Raw genomic sequence first — 22,050 nt, forward strand, 5'->3', positions numbered from 1 at the left:
CATGACAATATCAAAACTTCTTTCTCTATCGACACCCAGCGGTGCGGGAGATAAAAAATTCATCGGTAACCTCAAAGGTTCTAGCCTCGCTCTGGCTATCGCCGAACTTGCCGACACCCATAAAAACCATACCTTGCTCGCTGTTGCCGATCCACAAACCGCGTTAAAACTGCAGCAAGAGATCGAACAATTCACCGATCAAGAAGTGGCCATATTCCCTGATTGGGAAACGCTTCCTTATGATAACTTTTCACCTCATCAAGAGATTATTTCCGATCGTATAGCACGGCTGTATCAATTGCCGTCTCTTACCTCGGGCATCACCATTGTTCCAATAAGCACCTTGCTACAAAAACAGTCTCCTCGAGAGTTTTTGCTGCAACACACCTTAATGGTAAAAACCGGCGATCTGTTTTCTCTTGAAAAACTGCGCATTCAATTAGAGCAATCCGGCTATCGCCATGTCGACCAAGTGTTTGGGCCGGGTGAATATGCAAGCCGAGGTTCTATTCTCGATCTTTTCCCTATGGGCAGCAAAGACCCTTATCGGATCGATTTCTTTGATGACGAAATTGATACTATTCGTACCTTTGATCCTGAGAATCAGCGATCCATCGAGGACATTCAGGAAATCCGATTGCTTCCAGCCCATGAATTTCCGACATCAGAATCGGCAATTGAAGATTTCCGAATTCGCTGGCGCCAACGTTTTGATGCTCGAAGAGAGCCTGAATCGATTTATATGCAGGTGTCAAAAGGCACATGGCCCTCTGGTATCGAATATTGGCAACCCCTATTCTTTGATCACACTGAGAGCTTGTTTGACTATATAACCCCTGGCAGTCAATTAATTGTTGTCGGCGATATAGAGCCTGCGATAGATGTCTTCCTCACGGATGTTGAGCATCGCTATGAGCAGCGAAAAATCGACCCACTTCGCCCTTTGCTTCCACCGGCTGACTTGTGGTTAAAGAAAGACGAGTTGTTTCGCTTTTTTAAGCAGTTGCCTCAAACATTACTGTCTATTGAAAACATCCCGGAAAAATCAGGGCGAAGCAATCTCGCTGTGGAATCGCTACCGGACTTATCCGTACAACACAAGAATAAAGAACCTTTAGCCGCACTTCGCCAATTTTCAGAAACATTCCAAGGGAAGATCATCTTCTCTGTAGAATCTGAAGGACGAAGAGAGGCACTGCTTGAATTGCTGCAAGGGATCAAATTACGTCCGATTGAAGAAGATAGCTTCAGCAACGCAATCAAAAGCAGCAAGAAATTCACCCTTGTTCTAGGCGCATCTGAATATGGGTTCATCGATACTGCATCGAACATCGCTTTCATTTGTGAGAGTGACTTGTTGGGTGACCGCGTGATTCAACGACGCAGAAAAGATCGAAAGACCACCAACAGTGACTCGGTCATTCGTAACCTTGCAGAGCTAAAAACCGGCCAACCTGTGGTGCATATTGATCATGGTATCGGTCGCTATATTGGCCTGCAAACACTTGAAGCGGGCGGCATGATCACCGAATACGTGACACTTGAGTATCAAAATGACGCCAAACTTTACGTTCCAGTGGCTTCATTAAACCTCATTGGTCGGTACTCAGGTGGGGCAGAAGAAAGTGCACCTTTGCACAAACTGGGGGGCGAAGCATGGCAAAAAGCTCGTAAACGCGCGGCAGAAAAAGTACGTGACGTGGCCGCAGAACTGCTCGATGTCTACGCTAAACGTGAACTCAAACCTGGCTACAAGTTTGTCCTCGACCGCGGTCAATACGCCACGTTCAAATCTGGATTCCCATTTGAAGAAACCGATGACCAAGCCACAGCCATTAACGCTGTCATGTCCGACATGTGTCAAGCCAAAGCAATGGATCGACTCGTCTGTGGTGATGTAGGCTTTGGTAAGACAGAAGTAGCGATGCGAGCGGCTTTTGTCAGTACAGATAATGGCAAGCAAGTTGCGGTACTGGTACCAACAACGCTGCTTGCTCAACAACACTTTGAGAACTTTCGTGACCGATTTGCTAATCTGCCGATTCGTGTTGAAGTTCTGTCTCGATTCAAATCGGCGAAAGAACAAAAAGCGATCATGCAAGATGTGGCCGACGGAAAAGTTGACATTCTCGTCGGTACTCACAAATTGCTATCGAGTGATCTTCAGTTCAATGACCTTGGTCTTCTCATCGTCGATGAAGAACACCGTTTTGGTGTTAGGCAAAAAGAGAAAGTCAAAGCTATGAGGGCGGATGTAGACATTTTAACCCTCACGGCGACCCCGATTCCTAGAACACTCAATATGGCAATGAGTGGCATGCGTGATTTGTCCATTATTGCTACTCCCCCCGCTAGAAGGTTGGCCATAAAAACCTTTGTTCGAGAAAATGATGATGGCGTGATACGTGAAGCAATTCTTCGAGAAATCATGCGTGGCGGGCAAGTATACTTCCTACACAACCAAGTCGACACCATCGATAAAGTCGCAGAGAATTTAGCCAAGCTGGTTCCAGAGGCTCGAATTACCACCGCTCACGGTCAAATGCGAGAGCGTGAATTGGAAAAAGTCATGAACGACTTCTACCACCAGCGTTTCAATTTATTGGTGTGTACTACCATTATTGAAACCGGTATTGATGTCCCGACCGCCAACACCATCATCATGGATCGTGCCGACAACCTCGGGCTCGCACAGCTTCACCAATTGCGTGGGCGCGTTGGGCGTTCGCATCACCAAGCTTACGCCTACCTCCTTACGCCTCATCCAAAAGCAATGAGTAAAGACGCCATCAAACGTCTTGATGCCATCGCATCACTGGAAGATTTAGGAGCTGGCTTCACCCTAGCCACTCACGACCTTGAAATTCGAGGAGCGGGTGAATTGTTGGGTGATGAACAGAGCGGTCAAATCCAGTCGGTTGGATTCAATCTTTATATGGAAATGCTGGAGCAAGCCGTTGAAGCCCTAAAAGAAGGGAAAGAGCCCTCTCTAGAAGAGCTACTACGGGACCAAACGGAAGTCGAAATGCGTTTACCGGCCCTGCTTCCCGATGATTATATTCCTGACGTGAACACTCGCCTATCAATGTATAAGCAAATTGCCAGCGTCAGTCATGTGGATGAACTTGCCGAGCTCAAAGTAGAACTTATCGACCGCTTTGGTACGCTGCCAGACGCAACGAAAAACCTGCTCTCAATTGCTGAAATTAAGTTGGATGCAGCCGCGATAAAAGTGAAGAAAATCGAAGCGCACGAGAAAGGTGGTTACATTGAGTTCTATCCCGATGCTGACATTAATCCGATGTTTTTGGTTAAACTATTACAAGCTCAGCCACAAAAATTTGCGATGGAAGGGCCCACTAAGCTTAAGTTTACGGTACCATTGGTAGATAGGCGTAAACGGGTTAGCTTTGTTGTGGACATGCTGTCTGAATTTCAGCAGAACGTTCTTCCCAAAGTATAAGTAGCCTTTGATTATTTAAAATTAGTTATTGTGACTAATTGATGGAGTTAAAATGAAAAAACTGATCCCACTGCTGCTCTTTTTAGTTTCGATGCCGACATTAGCTGAGAGACAATTTGATATAGAAGTGATCATTTTTAAACGTGCTGTCGATGCCGAAAAAACCAGCGAGTCTTGGCCTGTATCGTTACCTGAACTTGACCTCAGCAGAGCAGGTAAGTTTTCTGATTCAGAGTTTCGTGATATCAAAAAGGTATCCATGCTTCCTTATGGTGAATATCACCTGACGGATCAAGTTCAGTCATTAAAAAAGCATGCCGGGTTCGACGTTCTTTTGCATAAAGCATGGCGACAAGGAGATCAAGGTCGAGGATCAGCTCCTGTGTTTCATATTCAAGCTGGCAGTGACTATGCCGCCAGCTTTAACCCAGATGGCTCTGAAAAGGTTGCGTTTAGTGAAGTATCACCCGTAGAAGGGGTTATTGAAGAAAGCTTTGATCGCCCTTTGTACGAACTGGAAGGCAAGCTTCAAATTTATGTTCAGCATTATCTCTATGCGGAAACACAACTGGATCTCAAAAGCCCAAGTATTAGAAAAGTGGCGTTTGAAGAGACACAACTTGACGACGACTTTGATGTACAGCAACTCGAGCAGAACCAATCCGAGTCAGGGCTAGTGCTCTCCGACACTGAAAAAGCGACGGTTTTGGCTGGAAATATGGAGAATGTCTCCCCAACCATCACCACCGAACAGTATTTAAAGAGTTACCGAATGGACCAAAAGCGTCGTATGCGCAGCACTGAAACACACTACTTAGACCACCCATTGCTGGGGATCGTCATTCAAGTCCGTCGTGTGGAGAAAGGTTAAATAGTCACGCCCTCTAACGAGGGCGTTATTCTAACTTGAGCAAGCAATTCCAACTTAAGCAAGCAGCAGTGACCTCATGCCCCCTCAATTCTCCCTCTCTTCTCAACGCCTGACATTGCGATTGATTCAACCCACTGAAGCGGAGCAGTTTATGCTTTGCGTTGATCGTTCAAACTCGCTTCATCAGTGGGTTGACTGGTGCCATCCCCAATTTTCATTGCAGGAAAGTGAACGCTTTCTACTCGCTACTCGTCTGAATTGGGTAAGAGGTGATGCCTATGGTTTTGGGCTATTTCGTCATACCGACGGGGTACTGATTGGCATGGTTGCGGTGAATGAGCTTTATCATACTTACAATATGGCCAGCATTGGCTATTGGGTTGCCGACGTCCATCAAGGTAAAGGTTACGCCAAAGAAGGGATACAAACCGTGCTTGATTTTTGCTTCGACATATTAAAGATTTCTCGTGTCGAAATCGTTTGTGATCCCAGCAACAAGCCGAGTCATTCTGTGGCACAAAGCTGCGGCGCAAAGCAGGAAACTCTGGCGCGAAATCGTTTTATCTTTGATGGTGAGCCCAGAGACGGCTTGGTGTTTTCAATCATACCAAAAGACATCGATAAGTAGCGATTTTTGCAAATGGATTTAAGTACAAATAAACGTAGATATCCATAAACATAGATATCCATAAACATAGATACCAATAGACGCAGATATAAATAGCCAAGATATAAAGACAAAAAAAGAAGAGCGATAATGCTCTTCTTTTTATTGCGTTCAGTCACTCAAGAAATTAGTGAAGTTTTAAGTTTGGTCTTAACACACGGTTAATTCTACCCACTAACATCATTAGCCCTGTTTTGATCGCGCCATGTAACGCCATTTGGTGCATACGATACAGCGAAATATACACCACTCGAGCAATCCGTCCCTCGACCATCATGGAGCCTTTGGTTAAGTTCCCCATCAAGCTACCCACGGTCGAGAAGCGGCTTAGCGAAACCAATGAACCATGATCTTTGTAAACATAAGGTTTAAGCGGTTTATTGGCGAGCAGAGCAACAATGTTCTTGTACACATGGCTAGACATTTGATGTGCAGCTTGCGCTCTAGGTGGAACAAATGAACCATCTTCTTGAGTACACTGGGCCAAATCACCAATCGCAAAAACCGTCTCGTCACGCGTCGTTTGAAGCGTATCAGTCACCACCAATTGATTGATGCGGTTAGTTTCAAGGCCAGCGATGTCTTTCATAAAGTCAGGCGCTTTAATCCCTGCCGCCCAAACCATTATCTTGGCTTTAATTTTGTCGCCATCTTTCGTCACTAGACCATCAGATTCGGCTTTCGTTACCATAGTCGTTGTGCGTACATTTACGCCAAGCTTGGTAAGCTCTAGGTGAGCAGCACTTGAGATACGAGGAGGCAAAGCCGGAAGTATACACTCCCCAGCTTCGACCAAGTTCACGTTAAGCTTGCTAGAATCTAGATCACCAAATCCGTAAGTACGAAGTTCTTTAACCGCATTGTGTAGCTCAGCAGACAGTTCAACCCCCGTCGCACCCGCACCAACAATCGCAATATCAACGCTACCATTACCATTATTGGCATGAAGCTTCAAAAATTCGTTATTCATTTCAGTGCGAAAGCGATGCGCCTGTTCAGGGCTGTCTAGGAAAATACAGTGGTCACGTACTCCCGGTGTATTGAAATCATTTGACGTTGAACCGATGGCTAAAACAAGGATGTCGTATTGAAGCTGACGACTTGGCATCAAAAGCTCGCCCTGTTCATCCTTTAATTCACTTAAAGTAATGCTTTTCGACTCACGATCGATGCTCTCTAAGCTGCCCATTTGAAACTCAAAACCGTGATTTTTAGCGTGAGCGCGATAGCTCAGTGCATCAACACCAGCATCGAGCGAGCCTGTTGCTACCTCGTGTAATAGAGGCTTCCAGAGGTGACTGGCTTTACGATCGACGAGCGTAATTTTGGCTGTCCTTTTCTTCCCTAACGTCCTACCGAGCTTAGTGGCCAATTCAAGACCACCCGCACCGCCACCGACGACAATAATATGTGCCATAACACCATTCCTTAATTATGAAAAATACTTCGATTACCCTGAAATCTTCAAAGTAAAAAATTCGTTCGTGTAGGGGCTGAATCGTTACAAACAACGCTTATTGGACTTGGTCACGCAGAGCGTGAAAGGAAGCAGAGGCTTCGTTAAACTTTTATTGATGTTTATCAAATAATTTTTATGATTTCTATTATATAGATGAAAATCAGGATGGCAACTGAGAAATAGAGCAATGTTGATGGTAGAAAAACGCCATGCGAATGCACAGCGTTATTGTAGGATGAACAGCAGCGGTATAGTGCCAATTTAGCTGTCTTTCAAAGTACTCATTAACTGTCTTTGAACGCCTTCATTGCCTGAAGATGCTGAGATATCTTAGCAAATTTGTGGCTTTGATTCTCGTCCCAAATAATATCGTAAAACTCTTCAAGTTCTTGAGCGGTTTGCTTGTTGTCATGTATCTCATCACTGGTCGATAGAATCACTAAACAGCGACCTTTATTTTTCAATCGGTATTTCTCAACACACTTCGTCGCGATGTCTTCATATTCTTCGGGCCGATCAATTCTACCCGCCATGTTGCGTTCTGGGTGTAAATTAGGATTAAAAATCACCTGTTTAATACCACACAAGAAGCCAATGCGTTCTGCCCAAAATCCCCCTAAGCCGACACCACAAATAAACGTTTTTTCGTCTTTAGCTTGCTCGATGACTTTATGCACTTCTTTTAGTAGATGCTGCATGTCATGCTTCGGATGGAGCGTGCTGTAGTTAATGAATCGGACATCCTCGTCAATAAACTGAAGCTGCAATATTTTCTCGTGATTCCCAGGGCTTGTAGAATCAAATCCATGTAAATATATAATCATAATAACGTTCCCCGTTTTTTCTCAATCTACCACGAAAAGTATGGTTTTAAAGGCTTCCACTTAGAATTACTCTATTCAAACGATAAAACAGTGATCTTAACGCAAGTCTGCATAATAATTCATCAAAAATTCACGATGCAAATCGGCATGCTCGAATGTTAAGCGGCTATTACGTTATAATTTTAGTATCAGCGTGAGTGATGCTGCCATCATTGAATGCTTTTATAAGAGATTGCGATTCTATTAAGAATTGATCATCTCCCCAAAGCTGATAAGCCAATTGATACCATAGCATCGACATCATTTGAATGCGTGGCAACCAAGCAAGAACACCTTCGACCCAGTCATCCACGCCTTCAATTTCTCGTAACTGACAGTATCGATATACTGATTCTAAAGGTTGCTGCTGGGCCACATGAATACTCAATGTAAGGTCTAGTCTAGGGTCCGCGATCGATGCGTACTCCCAGTCAATAACCCGATGGCTCGACTCTGTTTTGACCATATTGTAACCAGCCAAATCGAAATGGCATAATACGGTACCCACATCGGGCAAACTTGGCGCACTTCTATAACGTTGATACAGGGATTTGAGGTCGTCATTCTTATAGTTTTCTGCAATCTGCAACCAATAATGATCGACTCTGGCGGTGAAACTGAATGGCGCAACAGGAACACGCGACGTATCAAGTGAATGAATCGCCACCATGGTTTTCAGTAATGAGTCAAAACTCAAGCCAGAGGCGAGTGATTCACCCTCAATCCACTCGACCAGTAAGCCATGTTCATTAACCAAAATAGCTTTAGGGCCAAGACGAGAAGATTCAATCGATGAAAGGAGCTGATATTCTTGAATACGAGAGATAGCAAAGGCGGTAGTAATAGGAGTAATGGGTCTCCAAACATAGCAATCGTTGTTGGGTAACACCACTTTCCAACAACGATTAGTTAACCCCCCGGTTAATGTTTGCGCATACGTAGGGGAGCCATTAAAGAAGTGATCTAACGATTGTAGTGACCCGTCTAACAGACAAGCTTCTTGCCACGACATTCTAGCCATAGTTCACCTCTTTAATTTGTTCGATCACATACCTAGAAAGCTCTTGGATTCCTGTTTGCGAATCTCAGTTTCATCAGCCCACTCAATCAGGCCAGTTTCTAAATCCATTAGTCGCATGGTCATTTTGTAGTAAACATCTTTGTCACTGCCCGCATTTTTTACGATGCTTGAAAGGTTCCCGTAAAGCATATATTGAGCGCCGACCATTTTACCAAATTGAATCGCCGTGCTTTGATTCACTAGCTCATCGTTGTTTTGAAAGTTTAATTGATCTCGAACCGACTCAACTCGGTCCATATCGACAAAGCGGAACTTACCAGAATTCAGCATTTTGGTGCTGATTGAATCCGTAATCGATTCAGTATCAATATGTTCTGTTGTTTTGTTTTTGATTCGTTCCACAAAAACGATTGGGCGCGAATCTTGAGTAATGACAGCCACAGAGCCCGACATCATCATGCTATCAATCATTTCACCTGCGATGGTTTGCAGATCAGTCGATCCAAAATCAACCGTCGTGGTTTCGACCGCTTGTGAATCGCCGTAACTCACTTTGTTTGAACAGCCACCCAAAATAACCGCTAAGCCTAGCAGCGCTATGACACTTTTTTTCATGTTGATTCCTTTTCCTCAATAATGAGAAGGTTTATAACTTACAAAAACAATCCGCACTTAACGCTACATTGCTCTCATTCATTTTGAACTGTATCTAATGCCGTACAGTTAATTGTCTAACTCACGAATTTGTACTCGAAACTGTGTCCCATTAGGATTAATTGACACTTCTGATAAGGCAATTGACTCAAACCCTCTCACGATGGCTTTGCGCCATGGTGAAAGCTTGGTATTCACTTCTAAACCTTCATCGTCATACCAGTAGAATCGATACTGAACGTGTTGGTCTCCGGTATAATTGCTGGTGACCCTTACAACACCTCGTGCACGGCCGTCCACGTCTGTTGTCGCGATATCATCAATGACTAAACGCGTACCAAGGACATTATCACCAAAAATGACGTTTTGAGTTGCTCCATCAACCCTAAGCCCTGCGGTATTGTCTGCACAGCCGCTGATGAACAATGTCGCACATAAAACCAAAAACCAATGTTTCATGACCATCTGTTTCATTACAATCTCCCTAATTGTTTATGCCATACCGTGGCAGCCTCACCTTGACGTGACGCCCAAACCAAAGCTGTTCGACCAGCCTCCAGGTTAAACTTATACTCAATTCCACTGACTTCAATTACTTGATCGCCAGCGCTGACGATTTCACTGCTTGATACTATTTCACCAGGTAACGTTTGCCAGCTTCGTGTATCCGGTTGCTCCGTCAATGTATTCCAAACATTAAAGAGTAGGTTAACGACATCATCTTCTTGTGCGGCTTCTTTTCGCAGCTGGTCTTTCGCATACACTCGAAGCGCTTGGCGAATAATCATCGATGGCATTTTTTCAGAGAGATCTCTTTGAGCCATTAAATTAACATCGGCTAATTGATGCTCTGAAACGTCTTTCCCATTTAGTGCAATCGAACTAAAACGTTGTGAAACATCATTCCCATAATATGGCAGCGCTAAAGAGTACAAAGCTCCGTTACCACGACTGTCATAAATAGGTAAAGTTTGCTTCCAACTTTGCAGTGCTTTAACGACACCTTGTTCTTGCAGTACGATGACCCGTGCTTGATCCTCATTGAGTGTGGCTTGCACCCCGTAGGTTTCTTCTAACTGTGCCAGGTCACTTTTCATACCCAGCCGCTTTGCTAACCGAATCGTGGCATCAACGACTTGAGGGTTGTCTGGCATCACGGCTAAAGCCCTTCTATAGTCTACATACGCACTGTTATATTCTCGAGAAGTTTCATACAGTAATCCAGACAAATAGAGCAAATAGCCATTTTGCACCGCTTGTAATGTCTCACCCGCATCAGGATAATTTGACAACACACTACCTAGATTAGGAGACAACCCCTGAGCTTTAATCGAACTTTGCGCAGATTCGAGCTCTGATTGGCGATCTTGTCGAGCTTTTTCTTGCACCTGATTTGCACGGCGCATCTCAATCACTGCCCCTTCAAGATCATTCTCTTTAAGGTAGTTTAAACCTAGATACAAATGCAAAAAACCAAGCTCATAGTCAGCAGGATAATAACTTTTTAGGTTATCATTGACGGCGATTGAAGCCACACTGTTGGCCGTTTCGGTGACTGATATTGTCGCTTTATCTTGTTGGATGCGTACTGCCTGGTCGCCTGCGGTAAGGCTGGCATGGCTCTGCGGGTAATTTTCAGCTAAGAAATAGATTCGGCCTTTTTCAAAATTATCCAGCACATCCCCGGCCACAAATTCAGCCAGACTTTGCTCTGCTTTATCATATTGACCGCTCTTTACAGCCTGATAAGTCCCATTGTGTTGCGCACTGTAGTGACTAAACAAATTACCAGCCGACATATTCGCACAAGCTGTCAAAACCATGGTAAAGGTAAAGACAAGAATAAGCTTGAACACTCGTTTCACAAAAGACTCCCAAATCATGTAGTGCGTTTTGTCCCGCATTAAAGCGCGATACTGCTCGAGTTTATACTGAACGCACTATACATACAAAAACATGCATACAAAAACATGCATATAAAGATCGGCATATGACTCTAATGCATCGCCGTGAACATAGCCCTGATAACCGGTATGCACGGTGACTAAAGATGGGCCATTCGGGCTAATTAACCAGAATCGGCCCTAGCGCTCGCCCACCGACTAAATGCATATGGATATGGTAAACCTCTTGGCCTCCATATGAGTTACAGTTCATTATAAGACGGTAACCGTCTTGATCTATCCCTTCTTCTTTAGCCAGCTTTTTTGCAACAGTAAACAAACGGCCCATCACGAGTTCATCTTCTGCCTCAATATCATTCACTGTCGGGATGAGCTTGTTCGGAACGATCAAAACATGGATTGGCGCTCTAGGGTTAATGTCTCTAAATGCTGTCACCAATTCGTCCTGATAAACGATGTCTGCGGGGATTTCTTTATCAATGATCTTTCTAAAAATGGTTTCTTCAGCCATTAGGTACTCCAATTGCTAGTATGTTATTGATTACTAATATAAAGTATAAAAATAGCCTTTCAGTATGAGCCAAGCACGTTGAAAGCTCAATAAAAACTCCAGTTCCCAAAAATGAAATTGACTTAACAAATATGACAAAGAATTTGACTCTAAGTCTATTTTTGTCTTGTCTATCAATAAATGTACGCCTTATCCTCCTTACAATAATGATTATTTTGTTAGTCTTTTTTGGCCTTTGGTCATTTTTATTATTTTGGAGAGAAGCATGAAAGGATCGGTCATTAGGCGTATGTATGGTGGATTCACCCTCATCATTATTATGTTTGCTGTTATTACAGTATTAATGCTGAATGGCATGAGCCAAATCCACACAAATTTTGAATCGGTATCTAAAGTGTCTTTACCTTTAGTATCGACATCCAACCAAACAGCGGTGCAACTGCTCTCTGCTGATAAGTCGTTTAAAGACTTTCTAACCACCCAAAATGCCGATCGTATGGCAGCAATGCGCGAAGAATTTGCGCTGGCGAAAGAACGTTTTTCTGCAACTCTCATGCAACTGCAACAAGCCAGCGTAAACCAAAGCACGCTCGCCGATAGCATTGAACAGCTAAAAGCAATGGAAGAACGCTATTTCTCTGAAGCAGCAGAAGCCATGGACAACTATGAAGCCATGTTTGCAGCACAAGCTCAAGTACAGCAATCAACCCGTCAATTTCAACGTCTGCATTCTGAACTGAGCGCAGGAATGAAAGAATACGTTGATGACCAAAGCAGTATTTCTGTCAAAGTTATGGCAAAAAGCTACTTCATCAAATTAAAAGACGCTGAAGTCATCACCTCTGATGCGCTTGCAAGCTCAGATGTCGAGTTTGTGAATAAAGCCGTAAATAAAAATAAGAAAGCGGTCACTCACTTAAACTACGCATTTCGCGGGCTAGCCACACAGTTGCCGGAACTTAAAAAAGCCTTCCAAGAGTCGGTGGATAACTTCAGCCGTGATGTCGGTAAAAAAGGCGGGGTATTGGATCAGCATAATAGCTATTTGCTCGCCAAGGCTGCTCTTTATGACAATATTGGTAACCTCGCGATTGAAGTCGATAATGCCATGGCTATTTTGGATTCATTCAATGGTGTTGCCTCTGACAAGCTAAACGCATCATTAACAGAAGCGGGCGATGTTTATGACCAGGGTGTCATCAAAGCGGTGATCATTTGCGCTATCGTGGTTATTTTTGCAACCGCTATCGGGTACCACATTGCCCAAAGTGTTCGAGAGCCACTGACTCGTATTTTGAAAACGTTAGAAAGCCTGACAGAAGGTGACATGACGCAGCGTATCGATATTCGATACAACAATGAATTCAGCCGAGTGAGTGGTCATATCAACTCATTGGCGGATAACCTTCACAATGTCCTTGTTGAATTGAATGATGCGTCTGACAATCTAACCAGCACCGCCAATACAAACCAGGCAACCTCTAGTCACGCTCAGGGGCAACTAAGCTCTCAGCGCGAACAAACCTCTAACGTTGCAACAGCAATGACAGAGATGGCGCACTCGGTACAAGAAGTCGCACAAAGTGCGCAAAGCTCTCAGAAAATGGTTCAGCAAGTGGAAACCGCGTCAGACTCTGGCAGACAAATCATGAGCACCAATATATCAACCATCAACCAGTTAGAATCTCGTCTTAATGAATCCGTCGATGCCGTGGGTGAATTACAGAAAATGAGCAGTCAAATCGGTTCTATTTTGGATGTTATTCGCAATATCGCTGAGCAAACCAATCTTCTTGCACTGAACGCAGCAATCGAAGCCGCTCGAGCGGGAGAGCAAGGCCGAGGATTTGCGGTCGTTGCAGATGAAGTACGTGTCCTTGCGCAGCGAACTACAGAGTCAACCAGTGAAATCGAAAGCATGATCGCCAATTTACAAAGCAGTTCATCGTCTGCCAGTAAAGTGATCGAAAGCTGTAAAAATGATATGGAACTCTCGGTTGAACAGGCTTCCAATGCCAACAGTGCAATGGAAGAGATTCAAGCGCTTATCTTAGAAATCAGCCATATGAGTTCACATATTTCTCAAGCAGCGAGTGAGCAAAATGAGACCACCTCTGAGATCGCCAAAAACATTGAAGAGATAAACCTAATTGCTGATTCAAGCTATCAGGCGATGTCTGAGATAGCAGACACCAGTGCAAACCTCACCCGCTTAGCCAGCCAGCAAGGAGAGTTGGTGCATCGCTTTAAGTTGTAATCGTTAGAAAATACAAAACCAAAACCTAGATTTATCCGTTGGGCGACTTTAATTTTAAGTCGCCCTTGTTTTTCTATGGGATCATCATCATATCTAACTTACACCGCTTGCAGTGCTCTCCTTACTCACTCTTTGTTGCAAGCTGAACTTGAGGAAAAGTTATGGCAGTTCATGTTGGGATTATTGATCAAGATCCTATCCGCCTTGTTACCCCACTGCTGGATCATCGTACTATTAGCTCGCACATCGTATTCATTGGTGACACCACCCAAGAGGCCGCGTACCTACGCTTATCCAAAGTGCTCGAAAAACGCGCCATCACTTCAGAGTTATTTATCATTCCATCAGTCACGAATACCGCTTTAATCAAGCAGTCGATAAAAGTACTTGCTGATGATCTCAGAAAACGTGGAGAAGAAATTAAACTGAATGCCAGCTGTGGATTAAGACACCGACTCCTTTCTGTTTATGAAGTCTTTCGAAGCTATCAATGGCCCATCTTTGTGGTTGAACCAAATAGCGATAAATTGTGCTGGCTATACCCAGAAACAAAAGAAGATACGCAAGTTCAAGATCATATCACCATTGAAGATTACTTAACTATCTTTGGCGCACGCGGTGAATTCAGCGAACTGGAAATCACACCGACTCTCGACAAAACCTTGTACCAATTAGGCGAGCGATGGGCAAGCAATGCATTAGAGTTAGGGCCTGGTTTAGCGACGCTGAATTATTTAGCCACTACCTGCCGAAAAGAGCAGCGACTGGATGTTGAACTTTCAGAAAAGCAGCAAGGCTATAGAGAATTGAATATGCTTCTCACCGATTTAGTCGACGCTCAAATCGCGAGTTATGATAATGGTAAACTCACCTTTGTTAGCGAAGACGCGAGAAGGTTTTCAAATGGTGAATGGTTAGAAACTCTGGTGCACAGTACCGTTAAGCAACTTCAAGATGATTTGCCGACCATTCAAGACAGATCACTCAATGTTCAAGTCTATCGTAAACTGGGTGAGCGAGAAGTCCGAAATGAGCTTGATGTCGCCTCGGTTGTAAATAATAAACTGCATATTATAGAGTGTAAGACCAAGGGCATGCGTGATGATGGGGATGACACCCTATATAAACTCGAATCTCTCAGAGACTTACTCGGGGGCTTACAGGCTCGAGCTATGCTCGTGAGTTTTCGCCCTTTAAGACATAATGACATTACTCGCGCTGAAGATCTCGGCCTCGCTCTGATTGGGCCAGAAGAGCTAAAGAATCTAAAACATCACCTACGCGAATGGTTTCAAGAGGCGGGTGGTAGCGAGGAACTGTAGCCCACTTTTACCAGGTCGTAGTCATCCCATATAAAAATTGACCGACCCATATAAAAATAGCCCTATACAGATATAGGGCTATTTAACAATGCAAGATGCTAACTTAATTCGCAGTGTAACTGTTTAGCTACATACACCAATACTAGCTATATTAAGCCGATGCTTAGCTGTCATCTTCGGTGAAGTTTGTTGGCAGTGTCATCTTCATTTGATTCCAAATTTGCGCACTTTCCATACCGTAATTACGAATGATTAACGGCAACTTCTCGCGATCGCCTTCTTGGCAAACTTTAAGCAGCTGGGCATAGAAATCCATGGCTAAGACACGTGATTCTGGATTAGAGAAATAGTAACTTCCGACGCGGTCATACAGCTTTTTCACACCATTAAAAATGAGCCCATAAATTTTGTTTCCGGAATGAAACGCCAATCTTTGGAACAACATGTAATCGTAAAAATTAAACGTGCGAGCAAGCAAAATCTCTTGTCGTCTTTCTTCGTCTTTTTCACCATCGTCTTTTACGTGCTGACGAATTTTATCCGCATAAGGCGAGGAAGACATAAACTCATCCCAGTCACTGGCGTTAATCAGAGCTTCACAAGATTCAATGACAGACGTGATGGTTTTTTCTGAACTCTCTTTATTGGCCTTAAACGCATAGCGCATAAAAATAGGGCTGATATTGGTACGAGCTGCCAGCAAATCTTCAACAATCGATGTTGCATTATCAGCATCTAACGTCATTAACGTGTCGAGAATGTGTAACCCAGACGTTTCCATAAACTGGTTAACTTTTGTCGGTTTACCATGCTGAATGGTCAACCAACCATCTCGAGCCAATCTTTGTAATACTTCTCGCAGTGTCGTACGAGTAACACCAATAAGCTCTGACAGTTCACGTTCAGCGGGCAAAATGGAACCGGGAGGGAAGCGACCATTCCATATACTTTCAATAATGTATTTTTCTGCAAACCCTGCAGGGCTCTTCGCCTTGATGACCATTAAGTACTTTCTCGTATAATTTTGTAGTGTCTAATGTTACTCATCATACCACTAGTTTAAGGTGTTCGGAAACAAAGAGATACAAAACTGATACACGCCAATAAATAGAGTTTTTAGTCTAAAAATAACCCATTAACTTCCTTAGCGTTTATGTTACAGACTCTCCAATAAAGAGCTATTTTACTACGTTTGCTAGCGGCAACTCACGGTGGCCCGGCTTATCAACATAAATAAACGATATGAATGGATCGCTCTAATATCCAATACCAATGACTATAAGTGCTAATTTAACCGCCTAGAAAACGACGGCACCCGCAGTTAACATAACGATAACAACTCAACCATAAACACCCAACTTAGATCGCGTTTTCACTCGAAATGTATCTAAATGTTACACTGAAAAGGTGTTTTTTATTGACTAAAAATATCCTAAGGGTAGAGTTGCGCTCGTAGTTAATAGTGCTTGTTATTCTCAGGGAGTGACTTGGCAAGGCCACAAATTTGTTACGATATTGTTGTTTTACTAAGTCACTGTTGGATCAAATAATTTTCAATTATTTTGGTTAATGTGAATTCGAGCAGACTACCGCATCTATTCCTAAACAACATTAAAGAGTATTCTCCATGCCGATGTCACTCGGAAATGCGTTCATCAAGAACTTTCTTGGTAAAGCGCCAGATTGGTACAAAGTTGCCATCATTTCATTTCTAATCATCAACCCTATTGTTTTTTTCTTAGTAAATCCATTCGTTGCAGGCTGGCTTTTAGTCGTCGAATTCATATTTACACTCGCTATGGCACTTAAGTGTTATCCACTTCAGCCAGGTGGCCTACTTGCTATTCAGGCAATTGCGATTGGAATGACCAGTGCTGAGCAAGTAAAACATGAATTGGTGACCAACATAGAAGTTCTCCTGTTGTTGGTCTTTATGGTAGCGGGTATCTATTTCATGAAGAATCTGCTTCTCTTCATGTTTACTAAGATACTCCTTGGCATTCGCTCTAAAGCGATGCTCTCTGTGTCATTCTGTTTTGCCGCCGCCTTTCTGTCTGCTTTTTTAGACGCACTCACCGTTATTGCTGTCATTATTAGCGTCGCTGTCGGGTTCTACTCTATCTACCATAAAGTGGCATCGGGTCAAGGCTCGACTAACACACACGATCACACTCGAGATGACCAGCTTTCAGAATTAACAAGAGACGATCTAGAAAACTACCGCGCATTTTTACGCTCTTTGCTTATGCACTCAGGCGTGGGTACCGCACTTGGTGGGGTTATGACCATGGTTGGGGAGCCTCAAAACCTGATTATTGCTGACCAAGCCGGATGGTTGTTTGGTGAGTTTATTATTCGTATGGCTCCGGTTACTTTCCCTGTCTTTGTTTGTGGTCTATTGACGTGTGTATTAGTAGAAAAACTGAAAGTGTTCGGTTATGGTGCTGAACTTCCCGACAATGTTCGACAAATCTTAGTCGACTTCGATACCGCAGAAAGAAAGAATCGTACTCAACAAGATGTCGCCAAGCTTTGGATTCAAGCGGCTATCGCGGTTTGGTTAATCGTTGGATTGGCACTCCACCTTGCGGCTGTCGGCCTCATTGGTCTATCCGTTATTATTCTTGCGACAGCATTTACGGGTGTCATCGAAGAGCATTCTTTAGGCAAAGCATTTGAAGAAGCCTTACCTTTTACTGCCCTTCTGACTGTGTTTTTCTCAATCGTCGCCGTCATCATCGACCAAGAACTGTTTAAACCTGTCATCGATGCCGTGCTGCACGTCGAGGACAAAAACACGCAATTAGCACTTTTCTATGTTGCCAATGGGTTGTTATCGATGGTTTCTGATAATGTCTTTGTCGGTACCGTTTACATCAACGAAGTGAAAGATGCACTGCTTAGTGGACTGATTACCCGCGACCAATTCGATTTGCTCGCGGTGGCGATAAATACGGGGACTAACCTCCCATCAGTAGCCACACCGAATGGACAAGCCGCTTTCTTATTCTTGCTGACTTCCGCGCTTGCACCACTAATTCGACTCTCTTACGGTCAAATGGTTGTCATGGCTCTGCCATATACGATTGTTTTAGCGGTCGTCGGTTTGTTAGGTATTATCTTCTTTGTTGAGCCAATGACCGCCTATTTCTATGATATGGGTTGGATCGCTCACAAAGCGGCGGGCGCTGCCGAAGCGGTAATATCAAACGGACATTAAAAAAATCAGTTGATTGTGAAACTAATCCAAGATAAAAAGCTCTGACTATCAGAGCTTTTTTATTTCTACAAGGAACCTGTTGTGAAGCTTCTTAGTATTATCAAGACTTTTTCTCAGAATCGTATCTCATGGTTGCTATTGCTTATATTCGTTATATTTTTTGAAGCATGTGCACTTTTCTTTCAACACGTCATGATGCTGTCACCTTGTGTTATGTGTATCTACGAACGTGTTGCCATGCTTGGTGTGGGAGCCGCCGCGTTAATTGGCCTTATCAATCCAACGCACCCTATTATCCGTTGGCTCGGTTTGGCAGCATGGGGAGCGAGTAGCTATAAAGGGCTCGCACTGTCCTTGCAGCATGTTGATTACCAATTTAATCCATCACCATTCGCCACTTGCGATCTATTTGTGACTTTTCCAGCTTGGGCACCATTAAACCAATGGGCGCCGTGGATGTTTGAGGCATACGGTGAGTGCAGTAAAATTGTTTGGCAGTTTTTAACGCTTTCTATGCCGCAATGGCTAGTGGTTATTTTTGCAGGGAATCTGGTCGCTCTTGCGGTTATTTTCATTGCTCAGTTTGCTAAAAAGGTTGATTAGTGCCCAAGGAGCAGACCATTAGATAGTCGTTCTTGAACTGCCTAGACAGACAACCAAAAAAGCCCTATTTCCTCTTCAGGTATATAGGGCTTTTCAATTCTAGACAGTTGGAATGGTGAACCTGTTAGAACTAATTCATATCACGTGTTGGAGCTGGTGCTAACACTTCTCGGTTACCATTATGACCAGGTGCACTCACTATTCCTTGAGCTTCTAACTGCTCAATAATACGTGCAGCACGGTTATAGCCTATTTTAAACTTACGCTGAACCCCTGAGACAGATCCTCGACGTGACTCCACAACATGCTCAACCACTTGATCAAAGAGAGGGTCGGTATCTTCATCCCCTTCCATTTTTTCACCCGGCAATAAGGTATCCGGCGATGGCTCACCATTGGTGATTTCATCAATGTAATTTGGTCGACCACGCGCCTTCCAGTTATTCACCACGGCATGCACATCATCATCCGATGCAAACGCTCCGTGAACTCGAATGGTATGGCTGGAGCCTGAAGGTAAATAAAGCATGTCACCCATACCAAGCAGCGATTCAGCACCGCCTTGATCCAGTATCGTTCTCGAGTCGGTTTTTGTTGAAACAGTGAAGGCGACACGCGTTGGTATGTTCGCTTTGATCAGACCCGTGATGACATCGACAGATGGACGTTGAGTCGCGAGAATTAAGTGAATCCCTGCCGCTCGCGCTTTTTGGGCAAGGCGAGCAATCAGCTCTTCAACTTTCTTACCCACGACCATCATCAAATCTGCAAACTCATCAATAACGACCACTATATAAGGCAGCTTTTCGAGCAGAGGCGGCTCAGGGTCCATGCTGTCACCATCACGCCATAACGGGTCATGAATTGGGTGACCAGCCTTAGCGGCCATCTCTAACTTCTCGTTGAAACCTTTTACGTTACGTACGCCGAGTGCCGACATCAATTTATAACGGCGCTCCATTTCACCCACGCACCAGCGTAAAGCGTTTGAGGCATCCTTCATGTCAGTGACAACCTCAGACAACAGATGAGGAATACCCTCATAAATCGATAACTCTAGCATTTTAGGGTCAATCATAATGAAACGAACTTCTTCCGGCGTTGCTTTGTAGAGCATACTCAGAATCATTACGTTAACACCAACCGACTTACCTGAACCTGTCGTACCCGCAACAAGGACATGAGGCATCTTAGCGAGATCAGCTATCACGGCGTCCCCTGCGATATCTTGCCCTAACACGATAGTGGTTGGAGATTTAGCCTCGGCAAAGGTAGGGCTACCAATCACATCAGAAAAGAACACCGTTTGACGACTGACATTTGGAAGCTCTAAACCTACATACGGCTTGCCTGGGATAACTTCAACGACACGCACTGCAATGGCCGATAGCGACCGCGCTAAATCCATAGAAAGGCTCGATATTCGGCTGACTTTGACACCGGGAGCCAAATCCAGCTCAAACCGAGTGATCACTGGCCCAGGGAATATATCGACCACTCGCGCTTTGATTTTATAATCGGCGAGTTTGGCTTCAACAAGCCTAGCAATATTTTCTAAGGCATCTCTATCAATAAAGTTTTCGCGTTTTTCTGGATGATACAACAACTCTAAGGTTGGCATGGGCTCGGTAGGTCGAGGTAAATTAGGCTCCGCCTGAACAAGAAACGGATTTTGTTTTCCCGCGGCATTGGCTTGTGCGTCGGCGACTAAGCTTTGGAAAGCGTCAACGTCGTCGTCATTATTTTCTAAATTATTCTTAGTTTCTAAGATATTGTTAGCTTCAAAAATATTGTTAGCTTCTAAGTTATCGTCCGCTTTTTCCTCGAGAGGCTCGTCGTAAGCCACATCAAAGCTAGAAATTGTCGGCTCTTTTTGTTCTAAATTCGGTTCAACTTCTTCAATGATATGATCCAGCGTACTTGCTGATAAAACCGGTTCAGTGGTGAAATCAGCAGAGTCTTGTTGTGCAGATTCAAGATCGCCAATAGCCTTGCCATGCTCAACTTGCGTCTCTGTTCCACTTTCTTCTGACGTCGACTCGAATATCCAAGGCATATCATTCGCGCGATCAGCTGAGTCATCAGTAGCCGATGATTCGGTTGTCATTGCAACTTGAACGATTGAACGTGAGTCCTGATTAGGTAAATCCCCCTCTTCTAGAGCCGCTCGCTCTAATTGCTCAATTGTTGCATTTAACGCTAAAGCTCGGTCATTTTTTGATTCGTTGCCAACATTTTGAGAAGAAAGCGGGGTTTTAAAAATACTATCTGTCGCTGTTTGATCTGCCGAGACTGTACTTTCAGGTGCTATGCCAGAATGGAGCGCCCCTTCTGGCATATGAATATTAAAGTGATGAGGTTGCTCCTCTTCCTCTCTAGGAACAATCACAGAGTCGACTTGCTCATTTTCATGCTCTTCAGAATGAACATCCGCGGCATCTGGTTGGGCAACGATAGCTGAAATAGTCTGTTCTTGATCACCACGAATGCGGTTAACCAAATACGTAGCCAAACGAATAAACAGATCTCCTATCCACTCGACCATAGAAAGCCAAGAGATACCGGTGAGCAAAGTGAAACCTGCTCCCCATAAGAATAATAATACCAGTGTAGTGCCAAGCACGTTCAATATAGGTAACGCTAAACTCGTTAATACATCACCAATGACACCACCCGATGAAAAATACCAAATATCATCAAAGTTGATATCAGCCAAACCGCAGCTAGTTAGGATAAGTACGGTCAACCCTAGAAGTCGGGTTCCCCAAATCATAAAATCTATGGGATCGTCGTGATCGCGATTACGCAGGAAAACCCACGCGAGTGCCGTCACAATAAACGGAATAGGATAAGCGAGAGAACCGAAGATGAAAAAAAGGGTATCGGCTATCCATGCGCCAACAATGCCACCTGAATTTTGTATATCCATACCCCAAGCGGTTTGTGACCAGGATGGATCAGCAGGATTAAAGGTGAAGAGTGCCACCATAAAGAAAATTGAAACCAGTACAGCGATAATAAGCACACATTCTTTCAACCGCTGCGTACCGTTTAAACGAGAGGAGCTCGACGCATCGCCCGTCTTAATAATTGTCGCGACTTTCTTGTTGTTCTCGTTGAACATAGACCTACTTTAATCTTGATGATGACTAACCAGAACTTGAGGTTACTAAAATAATAGTTAGTGAAATTAAAACAATATGAGCGGCGCAATGCCGCTCATATTGATTTAACC

General features: G+C 43.9%; 16 protein-coding genes. 7 read left to right on the forward strand and 9 right to left on the reverse strand.

The genetic code is table 11. From position 1 onward, the window contains the following. The first annotated feature begins 1 nt into the window (after position 1). From mfd to QF117_RS15685, 3 genes are all read left to right on the forward strand, one after another. Positions 2–3,463, forward strand: a complete 3,462-nt coding sequence (mfd, locus tag QF117_RS15675; protein WP_282386695.1) for a transcription-repair coupling factor — start codon at positions 2–4, stop codon at positions 3,461–3,463. Positions 3,464–3,515: 52 nt separating this feature from the next. Further along, a complete protein-coding gene (locus QF117_RS15680) occupies positions 3,516–4,334 on the forward strand; it encodes a peptidoglycan binding protein CsiV (RefSeq protein ID WP_282386696.1) in 819 nt (272 codons plus the stop codon). A 76-nt stretch (positions 4,335–4,410) separates the two neighbouring features. Next, positions 4,411–4,962, forward strand: coding sequence for a GNAT family protein (locus QF117_RS15685; RefSeq protein WP_282386697.1), 552 nt, complete (start codon positions 4,411–4,413; stop codon positions 4,960–4,962). 166 nt (positions 4,963–5,128) lie between these two features. Here the strand turns inward: QF117_RS15685 and QF117_RS15690 are convergent, their stop codons facing one another. The 7 genes from QF117_RS15690 to QF117_RS15720 all read right to left on the reverse strand — a co-directional run bounded on the left by QF117_RS15690 (position 5,129) and on the right by QF117_RS15720 (position 11,413). Then, on the reverse strand, positions 5,129–6,418 hold the full coding sequence (locus QF117_RS15690; RefSeq protein ID WP_282386698.1) for an NAD(P)/FAD-dependent oxidoreductase: 1,290 nt from the start codon (positions 6,416–6,418) through the stop codon (positions 5,129–5,131). 326 nt (positions 6,419–6,744) lie between these two features. After that, positions 6,745–7,284, reverse strand: coding sequence for an alpha/beta hydrolase YcfP (gene ycfP, locus QF117_RS15695; protein ID WP_282386699.1), 540 nt, complete (start codon positions 7,282–7,284; stop codon positions 6,745–6,747). A gap of 169 nt (positions 7,285–7,453) precedes the next feature. Next, entirely contained in the window at positions 7,454–8,344 is an 891-nt protein-coding gene (locus tag QF117_RS15700; RefSeq protein WP_282386700.1) for a phosphotransferase, read from the reverse strand. A 24-nt stretch (positions 8,345–8,368) separates the two neighbouring features. Beyond that, complete coding sequence (lpoB, locus tag QF117_RS15705; RefSeq protein ID WP_282386701.1) at positions 8,369–8,959, reverse strand: penicillin-binding protein activator LpoB; 591 nt, start codon at positions 8,957–8,959, stop codon at positions 8,369–8,371. Positions 8,960–9,067: 108 nt separating this feature from the next. Then, positions 9,068–9,457: a YcfL family protein gene (locus tag QF117_RS15710; protein ID WP_282389501.1), complete on the reverse strand. Its 390-nt coding sequence runs from the start codon at positions 9,455–9,457 to the stop codon at positions 9,068–9,070. Positions 9,458–9,471: 14 nt separating this feature from the next. Continuing rightward, positions 9,472–10,902, reverse strand: coding sequence for a hypothetical protein (locus tag QF117_RS15715; protein WP_282386702.1), 1,431 nt, complete (start codon positions 10,900–10,902; stop codon positions 9,472–9,474). Positions 10,903–11,062: 160 nt separating this feature from the next. Beyond that, a complete protein-coding gene (locus QF117_RS15720; RefSeq protein WP_017033856.1) occupies positions 11,063–11,413 on the reverse strand; it encodes an HIT domain-containing protein in 351 nt (116 codons plus the stop codon). Between the two features lie 265 nt (positions 11,414–11,678). On the opposite strand from QF117_RS15720, the gene QF117_RS15725 reads away from it, so the two are divergent. Together QF117_RS15725 and QF117_RS15730 are read left to right on the forward strand one after the other, a co-directional pair. Next, a complete protein-coding gene (locus QF117_RS15725; RefSeq protein WP_282386704.1) occupies positions 11,679–13,670 on the forward strand; it encodes a methyl-accepting chemotaxis protein in 1,992 nt (663 codons plus the stop codon). A gap of 161 nt (positions 13,671–13,831) precedes the next feature. Then, entirely contained in the window at positions 13,832–14,992 is a 1,161-nt protein-coding gene (locus QF117_RS15730; protein ID WP_282386706.1) for a DUF1887 family protein, read from the forward strand. Between the two features lie 163 nt (positions 14,993–15,155). Here the strand turns inward: QF117_RS15730 and fadR are convergent, their stop codons facing one another. Continuing rightward, positions 15,156–15,995, reverse strand: a complete 840-nt coding sequence (gene fadR, locus QF117_RS15735) for a fatty acid metabolism transcriptional regulator FadR (RefSeq protein WP_282386707.1) — start codon at positions 15,993–15,995, stop codon at positions 15,156–15,158. Positions 15,996–16,619: 624 nt separating this feature from the next. On the opposite strand from fadR, the gene nhaB reads away from it, so the two are divergent. Both nhaB and dsbB read left to right on the forward strand, forming a co-directional pair. Then, positions 16,620–18,212, forward strand: a complete 1,593-nt coding sequence (nhaB, locus tag QF117_RS15740; protein WP_282386708.1) for a Na(+)/H(+) antiporter NhaB — start codon at positions 16,620–16,622, stop codon at positions 18,210–18,212. Positions 18,213–18,293: 81 nt separating this feature from the next. Continuing rightward, a complete protein-coding gene (gene dsbB, locus QF117_RS15745; protein ID WP_282386709.1) occupies positions 18,294–18,815 on the forward strand; it encodes a disulfide bond formation protein DsbB in 522 nt (173 codons plus the stop codon). A gap of 130 nt (positions 18,816–18,945) precedes the next feature. Here the strand turns inward: dsbB and QF117_RS15750 are convergent, their stop codons facing one another. After that, positions 18,946–21,939: a DNA translocase FtsK 4TM domain-containing protein gene (locus tag QF117_RS15750; protein ID WP_282386710.1), complete on the reverse strand. Its 2,994-nt coding sequence runs from the start codon at positions 21,937–21,939 to the stop codon at positions 18,946–18,948. Positions 21,940–22,050 lie beyond the last annotated feature (111 nt).

It is taken from the genome of Vibrio sp. YMD68, assembly GCF_029958905.1.
In the GTDB taxonomy this organism is placed as follows: domain Bacteria; phylum Pseudomonadota; class Gammaproteobacteria; order Enterobacterales; family Vibrionaceae; genus Vibrio.